The organism is Vibrio sp. SSH13-20, from assembly GCF_040104475.1.
GTDB lineage: Bacteria > Pseudomonadota > Gammaproteobacteria > Enterobacterales > Vibrionaceae > Vibrio > Vibrio harveyi.
Genome location: NZ_JBECOU010000002.1, coordinates 596,112 through 611,997, shown reverse-complemented (window position 1 = coordinate 611,997; position 15,886 = coordinate 596,112). Strand labels below are relative to the sequence as shown.

Below are 15,886 nucleotides of genomic sequence, written 5' to 3'. Positions count from 1 at the left end.
TTGGCGTAAAATGGTCATTGGTTAAATGTCAACACGGCGACCAGTTGGTAAATGCTCTAGACGATCACCAAGCACGTCTTTCAGTAAATGATACGCCTTCATCCCCGTACAGTGACCCGTGTAAAACTTCTCAACAGGATATTCTGACAAGACTTTACCTAATGCTTTGATGTCGTCTTTAGTACCACCAATACTATTAAATACGGGCAAGCCCACGAGATGAAAGCCACCCACTACCGCTTTGATTTTGCAGTTTGGAAATGACTCAATGCTTTTTACTTCACTTCGAAAGCACCAACACTGCTGTTTTGATCCTATTAAGACTTGACGGAAGATCAAAAAACACACTATCATTCGCAAAACTGACCAATTGGTCAGTCGATATTTAGAGCGAGTACTATGGACAAAAGACAACAGATCATTGAAGTTGCAACGCAGTTATTTGCGGAACATGGTTTTGAGAAAACGCCCGTCTCCACCATTTGTGAGAAGGCTGAAATTTCAAAAGGCTTGGTGTTTCACCACTTCAAAAATAAAAACGAACTGTTAAGAGAAGTTTTTGTTCATATCACTCAGATTATCGAAGAAACAGATAAGAGTGATGAACACGTATCAGAGAATGACGATCGCTTAGAAGCAATGATCCACTCGATCTTCGATGGTATGACCGTTCCTGAACACCGCAAGATTTATCAGTTCAATTTTAGTGTGATGGTTCACCCGACCACGAGAGCGATTGTTGTCGATCTGATAGACGAACGCTACCAAGGTTTACAGGTATCCACTGAAGAAGTTTTTCGCTCACTGGGGCACCCGAACCCTGTTGTCGTGACAAAAATGTTCATCGCGGAGATCGATGGTATTGCCATGAACTATTTACTCAATGAGGACTTCCCTATCGAAGAAATCAGGCAAGAGTTCATCAAAAAGTACTGCTAAACCAACCAAAAAATCATGCACATCTCGTTGCGTGATTTTTTTGATTAAACCAACTGACTGCACGGTCAGTCGGTTTAGTAAATTAAATATAAAAACTAAGGAGAAACCAATGAATACACCTTATCAAATTCAATACGAAGCGTTCGCGAAAGCCGATGGGCTATATGATGAGAGACACGCCAAACTCTATGCAGAATTTGCCGACAATCTTATTGCAGATGGCAGCTTTTCAATCGTCTACGAAGGCGTAGCACACGCCTGCTATACCCCTATCGTGATTGACGCAGCACCGCACCTAAAATGCTATGTACTTGCACCACTTGCGGTACTACCTGAGTTCCAAGGCAAAGGTTATGCGACAAGATTGATGGAAGAAGCAGAAAAGCAGTTAAACGCTGAAGTTATCTTTGTAATGGGCGATCCGATGCATTATGCGAATCGTTACAACACGACTCACAGCGTATTACTACCTGTACCGTCCAATGCGCCTTTAGATTGCTGGTTTGCACGAGAGTTAACACCAGGCGTGTTAACAGGGGTTGGTGAGTCCACTTCATCCATCAAGGGACCTTTTTCTGATCCATTGATGTGGAGTCATCCAGACGAGCAAGTCGTCTAATATCAACATCAATCTGTTATGCCCAGAGCACATTGCTTTGGGCATGCGGTGTAACCCAATCTATCTTAATAGGAGCATTGCAAGTGCACCGACCAATACACCGAATACAAACATTCCTACACTAATTAATATAAGGTTAGGAGAATAGCTAAAAGATGAAGGTTCGTTACTCCCATAGTTATCAGGTTTAGCATTGACCAAAAGTGCCGTGTATTCGGTATCAAATGCAGCCGCCAGAGAACGCCCCGTCTCCAAAGAAGCACTTCCGTGAAGCTCAACACGTTGTATGGTGCGTAAACTTAACCCACAGATATCGGCGAGTTGTTGTTGGGTCCATGCTTTGTGCTGCCTTAAGTGGCGAATTTTTGAGGTATCTAATTGCATCCATTCACCCTTTCCCACCAAAAAACACAGCGATAGTGACAAAACCAACAAGCAAACCACATGCAAAAGCAACACCAATGCCTTTGAGAATTTGGAAATGAGTTAGCCCAAATTCATACTCATCGATACTTCGATAACCCTTTTTTAGGAAGACCGTTATCATCCACTTACCGTTTAGGCAAATTTGGACTTCTAATTTCTCTCCTTCAATCTCAATCATATGACTGGATTTAAAGTACCAATTGGACTTTTGGGATACGAGTTCACCATCGACGTAAACCCACTCTTTGCCACTTAACATTGAGATTTGGACAGTAATGTCATGTCCTTTCCATTCAAAGTAGCTGGTTAAAATTGTTTTCCCTGTTTGCATCACATATCCCTATTCATTCAACGATATTCACATCGTGCCGCAAGATCGACACTATAAAAACGACGCACAGACGACAGTCGCCTTTTTGTCATGTGACACCATGGCGACAATGGTATGACAGTTCTTAATTTTCAATAAGTTAAGTAATCAACTTGAGGACAAACCCCTGCCGTCTCCGTGGTTCAATATCCACTATTGCGGGCATAGAGAAAACAACTCTTGTTCTTCAGTTTGATATTCAGCCGCCTCTTTAGCGATAGCGATATTTTGCTTACTCGCCTTAAACTCAGAACCAGTGCCGGGCCAAAAATACCCTTGGTCATCATGACAGAGCACAATAATCGATGCTGCAGATCCTAAATTTGGCTCATCTCCCTTCGCTGCATACATTTTGAAAGATATGTGAGACGAAAAATTCCCTCGAATCTCTTCGAGTACGTCAGCTTGAATTTCGTAGTATGCATCAACACCTTGCTTTATTTCTTCAAAACTCGTGAGCCGTAAAACGGCGGAATACGGTGCTTGATTGATCGCAACTCTAAGTGGTTCTTTTGCCATAACTTCTACCGCGATAAAAGCAATAAACCATAGCGTCCACTTCATGCTTATCCCCTTTTAAACCGCATACTTAAACAGTCCTGCGGAAACATACTTAACGCAGGAAATACCGTGTATTCCTTCAGCACGCCTTGTTTCTTAAATCCACATTTTTCCAGCACGCGAATACTGGCTTGATGGTCGATATGTGGGGTTGTGTAAATCTCCTCGACTCCGATGCTTTTCAGATGCTCGATACCAAGCTTACACGCCTGAGTCGTATACCCTTTACCTTGATAATTCCTAGAAATCCCAAAGTGAATTTCGCTACGACTTTTTTCAGGGATTAAGACTAAGCAACCAATGGGAACGTGGGTCGCGTTTTCTTCAATTGCGAACACCAAGATATTAGGGTGAGCCAACTCATATTGAGCTCGCCATCGACTGATCGCTTGTAACGTTTGGTTTGGGCTTTGATGGGCTTGTCGATTGAGGTACAAACACGTTTGCTCATCGCCAAAGTAGTTTTCAAACAAAGGAACGGCATCTATTTCTTCAAGGTATCTGATTGCCACATCTTGCGCTTCTCGCCTCATTGGCTCTCACCTTGATACACGTCTGGGTTCCATATCTGCATAAAGTTCTCGACGGACTCGATAGGCTTAAAGCCGAACTGTTCATACAGACCATGAGCATCACGCGTCGCAAGCATCATTCTGCGCAAACCTTGAAGATTTGGATGGGACACGATTTCAGAAACCAACCATTTACTAATGCCTTGCCCACGGAATTCCGGGAGTACGAAAACATCGGCAAGATAAGCGAAGGTGGCTTTGTCAGTAATAAGGCGAGCAAACGCGATTTGTTGATTGGACTCAGTAAACACGCCGAAACAAAAGGAGTTTCGCACCGCTTTATCTAGCGTGTCTCTCGGCACTCCTTTCGCCCAATAGCTCTGTGAAATGAAGTGATGGATGCAATCCAGATCCATCTCTTCAAAGGCAGTGCTAATGCGATATCCTTGCATGGTGTTCTCCCAATAAATCAAAGCTTCTCTGCGACGCAAATTAGGTTGTGTGAGTTTTCAGAAAACTTATCTTCTGTCCAAGAGCTGTATTTTTCGGTAATACATAAACCCGCCTGAGCAAGAAACACTTCAATTTCAGATAACTTTCGATACTTCAAATCAATGCTTGAGTGAGTTGTTGAACCATCTTGGTAGTGACGTTCTTTCTTCAAATAAAGGATTGCTCTTTTAGCGTCATAACGTTCGCTCATTCCCATGTACTTTACTTCGCCTTTGTCGGGCAATTCATAGGTTTGCCACAACGACATTTCAGCATCAATTTCCAAGTTATCGGGCGTTGGTAAACGGGTATCAAAGATGAAACGCCCACCTCTATTGAGGTGATTAGAAATCGAATTAAGGACGCCAACTAGCATCTCATCGGAGAAGAAAGCTTGGAAAGCGTTGCCCGTCATGATCGCCATGTCGAAACGTTTATCGAGAGAGAATTGAGTGGCATCCTGTTGCAAGAAAGAAAGGTTATCTAATCCCTGCGCTTTGTGTTTAGCATGTTTTAACATCCCTTCGGCAATATCAATACCGACAGAATTATCGAGTTGCTTTGCGACAGGTATGGTGACAATACCCGTACCACAGCACACATCCAGCAAACTTCGAGCACACATCGCGGTAATGTGCCTTTGTATCAGAGCGATATCATCTTCGTAATGTTTATCATACTGAGCATCGTATTCCATGCCTGATGCAAACTCACTGAGATCTTGTGTCTTCAAAAACAGTCCTTGTTTATTTAATTGATTAACTTGGCTTTCTTAGCTCTAAGAGCAGGTAACGGCATACATAACCTGCACCTGATGTGTAGCCGACGAGGTTTTCTAAAGACACTACTTCTAGCCCTGCGTTTTGGCTGAATTCGCGAACTTCGTTCTCGGTGTAAGCGGTGTGTACGACTGTGCCACTGTAGGTGTTTCTCGGCAGATCTTTTCCATCTGGGTCGTGACATTGGAAACTGATAAAGCAACGCCCATCAGCATTTAGCAGCTCAGCAATACATTGAAGTAGCGACTGGGGAACGACGAGAAATTCCGTGAATCCGAGAGCGGTAATGATGTCGAAGGTTTGATTGAAAAGTGGGGAAAAAGGTTGGTCAAGATCATGAACATTGACGCTTTGATATAAGTTGGTTTCGCGCGCTTTGTTCACCATATTGGAGGAGATGTCCAAGCCATGTAGAACGACATCAGGGTAATGAGATTTTATGACTTTCCCGATGCTGCCTGTGGCGCAAGCCAAATCAAGGGCTGAGCCTTGCTGTAAATTGAGTGTTTTTAGCTTCCCGTCGACCCAACGTGGACCAACATATTGGCTGTCTTCAATTAACTTTTGGTAGCGCTCAGATACTTCATCATACATTTTGGCAACGTCCATGATTCCTCCTTGAATTCTTGAACGCTTGCCAATGTAGCACGCCCTACTCACCTATACACTTATGTCCTTGTAAAAGCGTGAAAAAAGTCGACGTGCTACGCATTGATTTAAGCCATCCAGATCCTCGCTAAAATACCTACTGGTGTGGTAACACCCGTTGTAATTGAACTTACCTTCCCATCTTTTACAACATAGATAGTCGGAGTTACGCTAATGCTCCATTCTTGCATGATGGTGCTTTTGGGATCATTGACATTATCGAACTGGTAGCCTTTTGCCTGCATGAATTTTTGTACACGTTCTTCTGGACCAGAGGCACCAGAAACAGCAACGACTTCATAATAGTTGCTCAACCAACTCACGCTAGGGCTAACAAACTTACACGCAGGACACCACGTTGCCCAAAAATACACAACAACAGGCTCGTCATGGCTTTTGGCAATCACATCGACGAACTCACCGTCCGCCATGATTGCACTAAGAGGCGGCGCATGCTCTTTGGGAATGTCTTTGGTGCGATACCAATCCATCGCGACCGATATAACAGTCACCATGAGGATGATTTGTAGCGCTTGACCAAGCCAATATTTCAGCGACTTGCGCTTTTTTACGGTGTTCACTTAATCACACCTCCGCTTGCTTGCTCAATGGCTTTCACCACAACATCGTCAGTCAAAATCACTGGTAAAGGAATACCTTCTGGGGCAGCAGGACCATAAACTATGTTGAATGGCACACCAAAACGACCATGTGCTCTTAAGAAATCGGTAACTGAACTATTAGGATGCGTCCAGTCGCCTTTTAACGTCGCAACATTAGGGCTTTGCAGCAATGAGTAAACTGGATCTTGCCAGATCACACCGATCTTGTTGGCTTTACAAGTGACACACCAGTCAGCAGTCACATCCACAAATACTACGCGACCATTTTTCACGTGTTCCGCAATCGCTTCATTCGATAACTTTTCCCAAGCCAAGTCTTCAGGCAATGGGGTTGCCCAATGATTCGCTGTCATGCTGCCTAGCATCAGTCCACCAGCGATTAAGATGAGCGATGCCGTACCTGACACTGCCAGCGCTTTGTTACCGTAGACTCGCTTGACACGCGCCATAATAACGATGAATGCAACCAAGCCGATTAAGATGACCCAAAATACTGGTAAGTGATTCGCCATCAATGACAACAACCATGCACTGGTTGCCAGCATCATGATGCCGAATACGATTTTCACGACATTCATCCACTGCCCTGGCTTTGGTAACTTCAACGCGATACCCGGGAAGATAGCGACTAAGATCCAAGGCAGTGCCATGCCTAATGCCAGTGCGGTGAAAATAGCAAACAGCGTTGCTACGTCCGCACCCAGTGCAAACGCAACGGCGGTACCTAAGAAAGGCGCAGAACAAGGCGTTGCAAGCAGAGTCGCGAACATTCCTTGCACGTAGTGTCCAAATAGCGAGTTATCGCCCTTCGACGCTAGCCAAGTATTCGTACCTGAAGACAGGCGAATTTCAAACAAACCAAGCATGTTGGCGCCAAATAATCCGGTCACCAGCAGCATTAAGCCTAAGAACCAAGGGCTTTGGAATTGCACACCCCAGCCGATAGCATTACCTGTCAGCTTCAACACTAAGATAAACCCAGCCAAAAGCCAGAACGAAGTCAGAATACCTAACGAAGAAGCGATGAATTGAGTCCGAATTTGGCGACGTTCAACACCTTGTGCGGCCACAATGCTGCTTAACTTCATACCTAGTACTGGTAGTACGCAAGGCATGATATTCAGAATCAAGCCGCCTAGTAGCGCAAACAAGAATATGTTCACCAGTGAAGTGGTTGGCAAAGCTTGCGTGATAACACCCGCTTTTGCTTGCGCGGTTTCTTGCGCCAGTAGGTTGTTATCTTTGATTGAGACGTAAAGCGATTGGTTATCCAGCTCTACGTCACCCAACCAAGTATTCACTAAATAGTTTGCGGTAAGCGTATTGCCCTCTTGATGCAGCCCTTCCAACTTGAAGCTGTAATCGCTCGTTGTTTCATCGACACCATCGACTAACACTTCTGGCTTCTGCCATCCTTGTGAGTTGGTCAGTTTGATTTGCAACTTAGATTGGCTCGCATCCCAGTTTGCTTGCGTAACTTCAACAAAAGGAGAAGGCTGAGGCACACTGCTCACTGCTTGCGCGTAAGTAAACATCACTCCTTCATCAACTTGTAAGTCGGAAGGTAGGAAAGACAGTTGAATGTGATAATCCGTCAGGACACAAATGGTCGTGCACGAAGACAGTGTCAGCGTCGCATCAATCGTCACTGGTTTATTCATGTCTTCGACGTGCAACGTCATTGGGAAAACGGTGTCACCTTTATAACCCAGCGTTTCAATACCAAGCAGTTCGTATTTCTGCGGGTACGGCCATTGCCAATCCACTTTGGTTAGGTTTTGTGATTTTTCCCAATCAATAGAAGGCGCGACACCACCTTCACCCGGTGAACGCCAGTAGGTTTTCCAATCGCCGGTGAGTTTGACATCAAGATAACCAGTAAGTGTGTTGGTATTGGGATCTTGTTGTCCGGTAAGTACAAAGCGCGTCTGTACAGGTGGATGTTGAGGGTTGGTCAGCCACCCGGTGTCTGTCGTCTGTGCTTGGGCAAATAACGAGAATAAGCTCAGCGCTAACGTCATGAAGATCATAACCGCAGCTTGAGTTGTTTTTTTAATGTGGTTCATAGTGATTCCTAGTTAAAAACAAGTGTAGAAATTACTGACGGAAAAATACTCGTCAGAAATCACTTGTTATTCACGGAATACACATAGGGTGAGATGGACCCGATACTTATGGATTATCGGTTCTGTCCATTGCCTTTGGTTAGCAAATGCGCAGCAGCGCCACACGGCTAATACGAAGAGACCAATAAACAGTACAACAACCATGGTTTCCAGTTGCTGTTGAGCAAATTGAATCAGTTTTTCAGATAACTCACATTTACCCGTATCGTGCCCACTGTCGGCTCTCTCAATCTTTGTGACATCATTAACTCGCCCCCCATCAACCAACACCGAGGTCGTGTTCGAGTCATATTGCATGGCGCAACTGAACATCAAGCCGGAGTTTTTCAACAGGCACACCACAATCACCCAGCCAATCAAAGCTAGGAGCCATTTCCCTTGATGTTGGGATGCAGCAGATTGTGAAGTGGATGCAAGCATATTCGTTTTGATTGTCAATCGTTGGCGGGAATCATACGCAAGTTTATATAAACCTCAAGTGGTATGAATTTTCTGCGCCGCTCTCATTGGTAGCTAATTATGATAGTCTTATGACTACCATTTCCGTAAATAATTCAACATGCTCAATAAAGTTAATCTTGCTGATATTCGCTCCTTTGTTTTGATTGCTCAACTGGGCAACTTCACCAAAGCGGCAGAAGCCCTTTCAGTATCGCGTTCCCATGTATCTCGCCAAATCAGTGGGCTCGAAGCGCAAATGGGCGTGACTCTACTCACTCGAACTACGCGAACATTGCGTTTGACTCATGCCGGTGAACGTTTTTACCAAGAATGCGAAAAAGCACTGCATGATATCGACCAAGCATTAATTGCCGCTGTCGACGATACTCAAGAAGTTCGAGGGTTGATCCGAGTGAACTGCGTCGGCGGTTATATCGGCGAAGACATCGTCGCTAAATACGTCAATGAATTCATGTTGGAATACCCAGATGTATTTGTGGATTTGGACTTCTCTTCGCCTCGAATTGATTTGATCGAAGACCAGTTCGACGTTGCTATTCGTATGGGAGAACTGGAAGACGCTGGATTCGTTGCGCGTAAGTTGATGATGATCGACATGGTCACACTCGCGAGTCCACGTTACCTTAAAATACATGGCGAACCAGTCGCCCCTAAAGAGCTGGCGAAACACCGTACTCTCACAGGCTCAGTTACGCGTTGGAGCTACCGTAACGTTGCTACACCAACTGAACAAAGTGACGTGATAGTGAAAGGTAATTTACGTTGTAAGAATGGTCGCGCTCTTGTGATGGGCGCACTCTACGGTAACGGCATTATTCGCGTACCCTTAAGTTACTGTGACAAAGAAGTAGAGCAAGGCAAGCTGGTCAAAGTAATGCCAGAATGGGAAATCCCATCGGTACCTCTGTCAGCGATTTTCCATCGTGACCGCTACCAACCTAAACGTCTACGAACCTTTATTGATTTCATCAAAGCCAAGTTTGAACAAGACGCGAAAGCTTAAAACGAACATTAGAGCGTCTCATCACTCCTCGCCCTCTCTGGATAACGCAACAACCAGTCTCTAAGGCTGGTTTTGCATTAAACAGGTAAGAAACGTGTAAACAATCCCGCAAAAACAAGCGCATAACGTGAAAAAGGGTTATTCTTAGTTATTAAAAGTACAAAATAATTAATGAATGAGCACCCAACCTAATTCACGTCAATTGATCTCCTGCGAAGAGTGCGGCTTGGTCGTTCGTATTCCTGATATCGAACAAGGTCAAAAAGCACAGTGTCCTCGCTGTGAGCATTCGCTAACTAAAATCAACGCGAAACCGTATCAAAGCGTTCTTGCTGTCTCGGTCGCTTGTTTGATCATGCTAGTTTTGAGTGTCTCTTTCCCATTCATGTCGTTCAGCGTTCAAGGTTTATCTCAAGAAATCACTCTAATGCACGCAGCGAAGATGCTAGCGGAATTTCATAATGCGCTCCTTGGCGCTTTATTACTTGCGACCGTTGTCATCCTTCCCGCGATCTACGTCGGTTTGATTCTTTTCCTTCATCTTGAAGCCTTGAAGTCACTCAAGCATCCATTGAGTAAAAAACAAATTCGCATGGCGAAGACTCTGTGTCGAATTCTGTTTAGAGTAGAACCTTGGTTGATGGTCGATGTCTTTTTAATTGGCGTGTTAGTGAGCCTAATTAAGATTGCTTCGCTGGCTGAGATAGGCATGGGCAGTTCATTCTGGGCATTCTGTGTGTACACAGTTTTGGTGGTGAAGTGTATTTCTATGGTAGATAAGAGCTGGCTATGGGGGCATTTCATCCCATCTATCGAACTACCAAATGTGAAAGAAGGTGACACGCACCATGACAATAATCACATTGGTTGCCACACGTGCCATCAGCTTAACCCTATCGAAGATACTAAACATCAAAAGTGCCTTCGTTGCCATAGCCCAGTTCATAAATACAATCCTGCGAATAACTTACAGAAAGCATGGGCACTGTTGTTTGCCTCTATCATCTTTTACATTCCAGCCAACCTTTATCCAATGATGTATACCGTTAGCCTTGGTCATTCCGAAGGTTCAACCATCATGGAGGGTGTGGTGCTGCTGTGGCAACTAGGCTCCTACCCAATCGCTGCCGTTATTTTCTTTGCTAGTGTCTTCATTCCTATGGCAAAAATGCTCGCCTTAGCATGGCTTTATTACAACGCGCAGAAAGCTCAATACTTGCCACCAGAGGAAAGTATCTCGCGTTTAAAAGTGTACCGAATGACCGAGTTTATTGGGCGCTGGTCAATGATTGATATTTTTGTGGTCGCGATTTTGGTTGCGTTAGTACAACTGCAAAACCTAATGGCGATCTACCCTGGTCCTGCTGCCCTTTCATTTGCGGCAGTGGTCATTTTCACCATGCTCTCTGCCATGATTTTTGACTCGCGTTTGTTATGGCAATTACCACAAAACGAAACGCAGAAGCCAATGACGAATAACTTAACTGAGAAAGCTAAATATGAGTGATGAGAACAAAGCAACCGCTCAAATAAAACCGCAAAAGCAGGTCTCCGCAATTTGGATCATCCCGATCCTTGCACTGGCGATGGGAGCGTGGATGTTGTTTCAATACATCAACAGTACTGGTCCCGAGATCACTCTGAAGCTACCAACAGCAGAAGGCATTGAAGTCGGCAAGACCGAAATCAAGGCACTCAATGTAAAAGTGGGAGTGATCACAGATGTTAAGCTCAGCAAAGATTACGACCACATTATTGCCACGGCACAAATGAACAAAGATGCCGATCGTATGCTGCGTGAGGATTCGATGTTTTGGGTCGTCAAACCGCGTATTGGTCGGGAGGGAGTTTCTGGTTTAGAAACGCTACTTTCCGGTGCCTATATCCAGCTGCAACCAGGCAACTCCAAAGTTGAAAAGGAACACTTTAACGTACTTGACGTTCCACCCGTTGCCTCCCCTGATGCAGAGGGTCTACGCATTGTCTTGACCCACCGCGAAGCAGGCAAACTCGGCGTTGGCGATCCGGTGATTTACAAAGGCTTCACCGTTGGGCGTGTAGAAACCACTAGCTTTGACGTGGATACTCGCCGAGCACTGTACCAACTGTTTATCTTCAAACCATACGACAGCCTTGTGCGCACTAAGACTCATTTTTGGCTAAGTTCAGGTGTTGACTTACAACTGAACGCCGAAGGTTTTGAGGTGAAGTTTGGCTCTCTTGAAAGCTTAATCACTGGAGGGGTTGTCTTTGATACCCTACCTGGCTTAGGAGCGGGAGATGAAGTCAAAGAGGATATGACGCACTTCCGTTTATTCGATGACGTTAAGCAAGTGCGTGAAGGCATGTACGACGACTACATCCAATTTGTCATGATGTTTGAAGAATCAGTACGTGGTCTTAAACGTAAAGCACCCGTGGAATATCGCGGTCTACGTATCGGTACTGTAATGAAAGTGCCAATGCGTATGCCAACGCCAGACGAAGATTTCTCTGCGAAAAAAATTCCTGTCTTAGTTCGTATTGAACTTGGACGCGTGTACAACGACTTGCCTGCCGACAAGCTACCTCTTTTCAAACAGAAACTGAAAGAAGAGTTTGCTAAAGGGCTTCGTGGAACACTAAAAACCGGCAACCTGCTGACTGGCGCATTGTACATTGATACCGATTTTTATCCTGATGAAGACCCATACGTCCCAAGCGAGTTTGAAGGCTTAGACGTATTCCCGACCAAACAAGGTGGGTTCGCTCAAGTACAACGCCAAGTAAATGACTTCCTGACCAAAATTAATAGCTTACCGATGGAAGAGACGCTTCAATCATTAAATAAAACCCTGAAAACATCAGAGCGCACTCTCGCTTCTGCTGAGCGCGTTGCAAGCAGTGTTGACAAATTGCTTAACCAAGACGATACCAAAGCCATTCCACAAGACATTCGCAAGAGCTTAGAACAGTTGCAGAAAACCTTGGATGGTTATGGTCCGAATTCCACTATGTATAGTGAGATGGAGTCCACATTGAAAGAGTTGGAGCAGGTAATGACGGAGTTCAAGCCCGTTCTTAAGCAACTAAATGAAAAACCAAACTCATTGGTCTTTGGTGAAGATGAAGTGAATGATCCAATTCCTGTTAGAGGGCAAAAATAATGAAACGCGGACTTTTATTGATTTCTGCCCTATTGGCAGGTTGTAGCAGTGCACCAGAAAACACCGGGGCATTGTATGTGTTGCCTGAAGCAAGCTCAGCGAAAATCAGCGACACCATGATTGCACAACGTCCACAGCTTGTTGTTCGTCCAGCTCAACTAGCAAGCTATCTTGCTGACAGTGGCATTGTGTACCGAACATCTGAGACTCAAATCATTCAAGCAAAACACAACCAGTGGGCGCACAGTATCTCTGAGCAAATTACTCAACGCATGATTGATGATCTACGTGCTAAGCAAAGCCAATACTGGCCGGTAGAAGTGAACAACTTACTCGACCAAAGTGACCAAAGTAAACTTCAGTTATCGCTGAGTAAGTTTAATGGTAGCTATGAAGGAAACGCAGAAATTGAAGGCGAATGGCTTATCATTGATGCGAATGGCAAAGTGAAAAACAGTGCACCTGTAACAATCAAACTGCCTTTGCAAGACGAAGGTTATGATGCGCTTGTTGACGCGCTTTCCGCTGGGTTGAATAACCTTACTGATCAAATCGCTGCTCAACTATAAAACTCTCTCGCCCACTCCAATTGAGGAGTGGGCGTTTTCTTCTTCAAATATCTAATCGCCCTCTTCTCTCAACATCATCCAGAGAAAACACTATTAAGCCATATCTAGCGATACCGTGAGTGAAATAAAGCGTTTCCGTTAGTCGTCGTTTTTGAATTACCCCACTCCATGCCCTACGCTAATCTTTATGCAACTCATCTAATTAAAATATGGACGTTGATATGGTTAAGAAAATCCTGCCGGTTCTTTCTCTGCTCTCTTCTTATCTGATAGCACCTTTTGCAATGGCAGACGATACATACTCGTCACCAAGCCATTGGCAGCATAGTGTTGAAGTCTACATGCAGGCTCTGAATATTAATGGCGATTCCACAATGGGGAATTTCTCAACTGACCTTGACGTAGATCCTAAGTTCATCATGGATCATCTTGATATTGGTGCGATGGCAAGGCTTGAAGGAGTGTACAAAAATAAATGGGGTTATTACCTCGATTACAGCTTTATGGATCTAAATGGCAGTGCGAATAATCTATCTGGCATTTTACCTAATGTTACTTATCGTGCAGATCTGGACGTCAGACAAGGCGTACTTGAAGCAAAAGTGTTCCAACGAGAAATCCATTCATTTGGCATGATTGATTACATGTTTGGCTTACGTTGGTGGGATAACGACATCAAGGGTAAAGTCTACCGTAACGATAACCGCATTCTCGTAGACAGATTAAACATCAAAGAGGACTGGGTTGATTTCTTAGTGGGCGTGCGTTGGTTAAACAATCTCACTAAAGACTGGCGTTTTCATGCAAGTTTAGACGCTGGTCTTGGAGCAGATACGAACTTTACTTATGCGACACAAATAGGCTTGCGTTATCACATGAATGATTGGTCGGACATTAACCTGGCTTACAAATCGACTTGGGTGGACTATGTCAATAAGGGAACCTTCGAATACGATACTGCCTCTCACGGTTTTCTTGTTGGTCTTGGACTATATTTTTAGTCCCCTCAACATAAGGCGCTGCAGCACGCCAACGTAGGATCTTCTAAGCTAGTAATATCCTTCTCACTTAGGCAAAGCTTAATGATGAATAAATCGGAAGTTATCTGGCCAGATTATTACCACCCTAAACATTCTCATATACACGTACGCAGCCAAATCGAGATCCCTGAACCACCAGAAGTTGTTTGGCAACATCTGGTTCGTGCTCCTGAGTGGCCGGCATGGCGTCACTCTAAAACCATGGTTCAGATCTTAAGTGGCGATAGCACGTTATGCAAAAACACCATGTTTCGTTGGAAAACATCTTGGGTTGATTTTCACTGCACAGTAGTCGAATACACCTTGAATCAACGCTTGGCATGGAAAGGAAAAAAAGGAGGTGTTGATATGTACCACGCTTGGGTTTTAGAGCCGACAAAAATAGGTTGCTGTATTACAACGGAAAGTACCCAACGCGGTGGAATGACCTGGATTACAAAATACTTCGCACCAAAACAGCTAAGAAAGTACCACCTAAAATGGTTAGAAGAGTTGTGCCGCCAATCTCACGGCAATTGCGAGAAATAATGAAAATATACACTCTACTTGCTACTTAATATGCTCAATAAATGCGCTCAGCCTGATCTCAATCATGTTTGAAGCACGTCGCTTAGGATACCCTTAGCGAAAACTATAAATCCCCAATCCTATGACCTAATGGTCAATAGATAAGGCGCTTGAGCAGCAATGTCGATTAACATTTCAGATCTAACCACCGCATTAAGCAAGGTGGAGCACATACATAAAGTCCAATTGGAAAATGTGCATCAATTCTTTAAGTCTAACGAAACTTTCTCGGTACAAGCCTTTAGCCAAATTGTGGCAACGGACTCTATTGATGAACGTTTTAAAGCTATCGACAAAGAATTTGCTTTGTTGGGCGATGCTAAAACTTACCTACTAGAAGCTTCTTACTTAGTTGCTTAGAAACCAAGCCAGCTAAAGTAAAAAATTGCGCTTGCAAACCTTAAATGAGATTTATTTTTAATCGCATTACTGTTAAATTATCGGCAGTTATCGTATGAGGTTTTGCAATGAACGCGAAGAAAGCGCTAAAAAAATTGAAGAAGAAAACCGTAAAAAAAATGGCTTCTTCTTCACATAAACAACTTAGTGCTTTAAAGAACAACGCATTAGGCAGCCCTGCCACATCAAAATCTCACACTTTCTCTTCACAAAGTGAACTCGTTAATGAGCTGAAAGGCGTCGCAAACCAAGCTGTAATGAGTGCAGCGTATGAGCTCGCCGCGCCTCTCAATCCACTGTTATCTTGGTTTAACGATGCTGGCGGTGTCGTTGATTTCACCACTGCGCCTAAAAAAACCTCAGTACCGTTATCAAAACAGTCAGCGAACGATTCAACACCTGCATTTTCAGTTAAATCAGTCGGTCATTTGCCCTTGAAATCACCACCTTGCAAGCGTTGCCCTGCTCTCTCGAATGGCATTTGTAAGTGCGCAGCGAAGAAGTTTAAGCTTAGTGCTTAACGTCACAAGTAAAGCGATAGCCAAACGTACTTGATCAAAAAAGCCCGACTTGATGCCGGGCTTTTTAATGTTCTTTTTTTCTCA

At 44.2% G+C, this 15,886-nt stretch carries 20 protein-coding genes and 1 pseudogene; 10 read left to right on the top strand and 11 right to left on the bottom strand.

What is annotated here, in order from left to right:
- Positions 1-21 precede the first annotated feature (21 nt).
- A pseudogene (locus ABMY42_RS08035) lies at positions 22-273 on the bottom strand (hypothetical protein); the annotation flags it as partial.
- 126 nt (positions 274-399) lie between these two features.
- On the opposite strand from ABMY42_RS08035, the gene ABMY42_RS08030 reads away from it, so the two are divergent.
- Both ABMY42_RS08030 and ABMY42_RS08025 read left to right on the top strand, forming a co-directional pair.
- A complete protein-coding gene (locus tag ABMY42_RS08030) occupies positions 400-939 on the top strand; it encodes a TetR/AcrR family transcriptional regulator (RefSeq protein ID WP_005444918.1) in 540 nt (179 codons plus the stop codon).
- Between the two features lie 109 nt (positions 940-1,048).
- Positions 1,049-1,558, top strand: a complete 510-nt coding sequence (locus tag ABMY42_RS08025; protein WP_349266180.1) for a GNAT family N-acetyltransferase — start codon at positions 1,049-1,051, stop codon at positions 1,556-1,558.
- Positions 1,559-1,618: 60 nt separating this feature from the next.
- Here the strand turns inward: ABMY42_RS08025 and ABMY42_RS08020 are convergent, their stop codons facing one another.
- The 10 genes from ABMY42_RS08020 to ABMY42_RS07975 all read right to left on the bottom strand — a co-directional run bounded on the left by ABMY42_RS08020 (position 1,619) and on the right by ABMY42_RS07975 (position 8,515).
- The gene (locus ABMY42_RS08020; protein ID WP_005444913.1) at positions 1,619-1,942 is read right to left on the bottom strand and encodes a helix-turn-helix transcriptional regulator; all 324 of its coding nucleotides are present in this window, start codon (positions 1,940-1,942) and stop codon (positions 1,619-1,621) included.
- Between the two features lie 4 nt (positions 1,943-1,946).
- On the bottom strand, positions 1,947-2,315 hold the full coding sequence (locus tag ABMY42_RS08015) for a hypothetical protein (protein WP_005444911.1): 369 nt from the start codon (positions 2,313-2,315) through the stop codon (positions 1,947-1,949).
- A 192-nt stretch (positions 2,316-2,507) separates the two neighbouring features.
- Positions 2,508-2,918: a hypothetical protein gene (locus tag ABMY42_RS08010; RefSeq protein ID WP_199451104.1), complete on the bottom strand. Its 411-nt coding sequence runs from the start codon at positions 2,916-2,918 to the stop codon at positions 2,508-2,510.
- Between the two features lie 2 nt (positions 2,919-2,920).
- Positions 2,921-3,448 carry a GNAT family protein gene (locus ABMY42_RS08005; RefSeq protein WP_009698453.1) on the bottom strand — a complete coding sequence of 176 codons (528 nt, stop codon included), beginning with the start codon at positions 3,446-3,448 and terminating at the stop codon, positions 2,921-2,923.
- Entirely contained in the window at positions 3,445-3,879 is a 435-nt protein-coding gene (locus tag ABMY42_RS08000) for a GNAT family N-acetyltransferase (protein WP_274877065.1), read from the bottom strand. Before ABMY42_RS08000 ends, ABMY42_RS08005 begins: the two co-directional genes overlap by 4 nt.
- A 17-nt stretch (positions 3,880-3,896) precedes the next feature.
- On the bottom strand, positions 3,897-4,652 hold the full coding sequence (locus ABMY42_RS07995; RefSeq protein WP_349266179.1) for a class I SAM-dependent methyltransferase: 756 nt from the start codon (positions 4,650-4,652) through the stop codon (positions 3,897-3,899).
- Positions 4,653-4,677: 25 nt separating this feature from the next.
- The gene (locus ABMY42_RS07990) at positions 4,678-5,307 is read right to left on the bottom strand and encodes a class I SAM-dependent methyltransferase (protein WP_349266178.1); all 630 of its coding nucleotides are present in this window, start codon (positions 5,305-5,307) and stop codon (positions 4,678-4,680) included.
- A 107-nt stretch (positions 5,308-5,414) separates the two neighbouring features.
- The gene (locus ABMY42_RS07985) at positions 5,415-5,927 is read right to left on the bottom strand and encodes a protein disulfide oxidoreductase (RefSeq protein WP_053049702.1); all 513 of its coding nucleotides are present in this window, start codon (positions 5,925-5,927) and stop codon (positions 5,415-5,417) included.
- Entirely contained in the window at positions 5,924-8,035 is a 2,112-nt protein-coding gene (locus ABMY42_RS07980) for a protein-disulfide reductase DsbD domain-containing protein (RefSeq protein ID WP_009698457.1), read from the bottom strand. The genes ABMY42_RS07985 and ABMY42_RS07980 overlap by 4 nt, the downstream gene beginning before the upstream one ends.
- 66 nt (positions 8,036-8,101) lie before the next feature.
- On the bottom strand, positions 8,102-8,515 hold the full coding sequence (locus tag ABMY42_RS07975) for a hypothetical protein (protein WP_005444886.1): 414 nt from the start codon (positions 8,513-8,515) through the stop codon (positions 8,102-8,104).
- A 139-nt stretch (positions 8,516-8,654) separates the two neighbouring features.
- On the opposite strand from ABMY42_RS07975, the gene ABMY42_RS07970 reads away from it, so the two are divergent.
- From ABMY42_RS07970 to ABMY42_RS07935, 8 genes are all read left to right on the top strand, one after another.
- Entirely contained in the window at positions 8,655-9,560 is a 906-nt protein-coding gene (locus ABMY42_RS07970; RefSeq protein ID WP_017817866.1) for a LysR family transcriptional regulator, read from the top strand.
- Between the two features lie 175 nt (positions 9,561-9,735).
- Positions 9,736-11,067 carry a paraquat-inducible protein A gene (locus ABMY42_RS07965; RefSeq protein ID WP_050936833.1) on the top strand — a complete coding sequence of 444 codons (1,332 nt, stop codon included), beginning with the start codon at positions 9,736-9,738 and terminating at the stop codon, positions 11,065-11,067.
- Complete coding sequence (gene pqiB, locus ABMY42_RS07960) at positions 11,060-12,706, top strand: intermembrane transport protein PqiB (protein ID WP_009702050.1); 1,647 nt, start codon at positions 11,060-11,062, stop codon at positions 12,704-12,706. Before ABMY42_RS07965 ends, pqiB begins: the two co-directional genes overlap by 8 nt.
- Entirely contained in the window at positions 12,706-13,275 is a 570-nt protein-coding gene (locus ABMY42_RS07955) for an ABC-type transport auxiliary lipoprotein family protein (protein WP_009698461.1), read from the top strand. The genes pqiB and ABMY42_RS07955 overlap by 1 nt, the downstream gene beginning before the upstream one ends.
- Positions 13,276-13,496: 221 nt before the next feature.
- On the top strand, positions 13,497-14,276 hold the full coding sequence (locus ABMY42_RS07950) for a hypothetical protein (RefSeq protein WP_349266177.1): 780 nt from the start codon (positions 13,497-13,499) through the stop codon (positions 14,274-14,276).
- Positions 14,277-14,360: 84 nt separating this feature from the next.
- On the top strand, positions 14,361-14,843 hold the full coding sequence (locus ABMY42_RS07945; RefSeq protein ID WP_349266214.1) for an SRPBCC domain-containing protein: 483 nt from the start codon (positions 14,361-14,363) through the stop codon (positions 14,841-14,843).
- A 159-nt stretch (positions 14,844-15,002) separates the two neighbouring features.
- A complete protein-coding gene (locus ABMY42_RS07940; RefSeq protein WP_005444872.1) occupies positions 15,003-15,242 on the top strand; it encodes a hypothetical protein in 240 nt (79 codons plus the stop codon).
- Between the two features lie 107 nt (positions 15,243-15,349).
- Positions 15,350-15,802, top strand: a complete 453-nt coding sequence (locus ABMY42_RS07935; RefSeq protein ID WP_005444870.1) for a hypothetical protein — start codon at positions 15,350-15,352, stop codon at positions 15,800-15,802.
- The last annotated feature ends 84 nt before the right edge of the window (positions 15,803-15,886 follow it).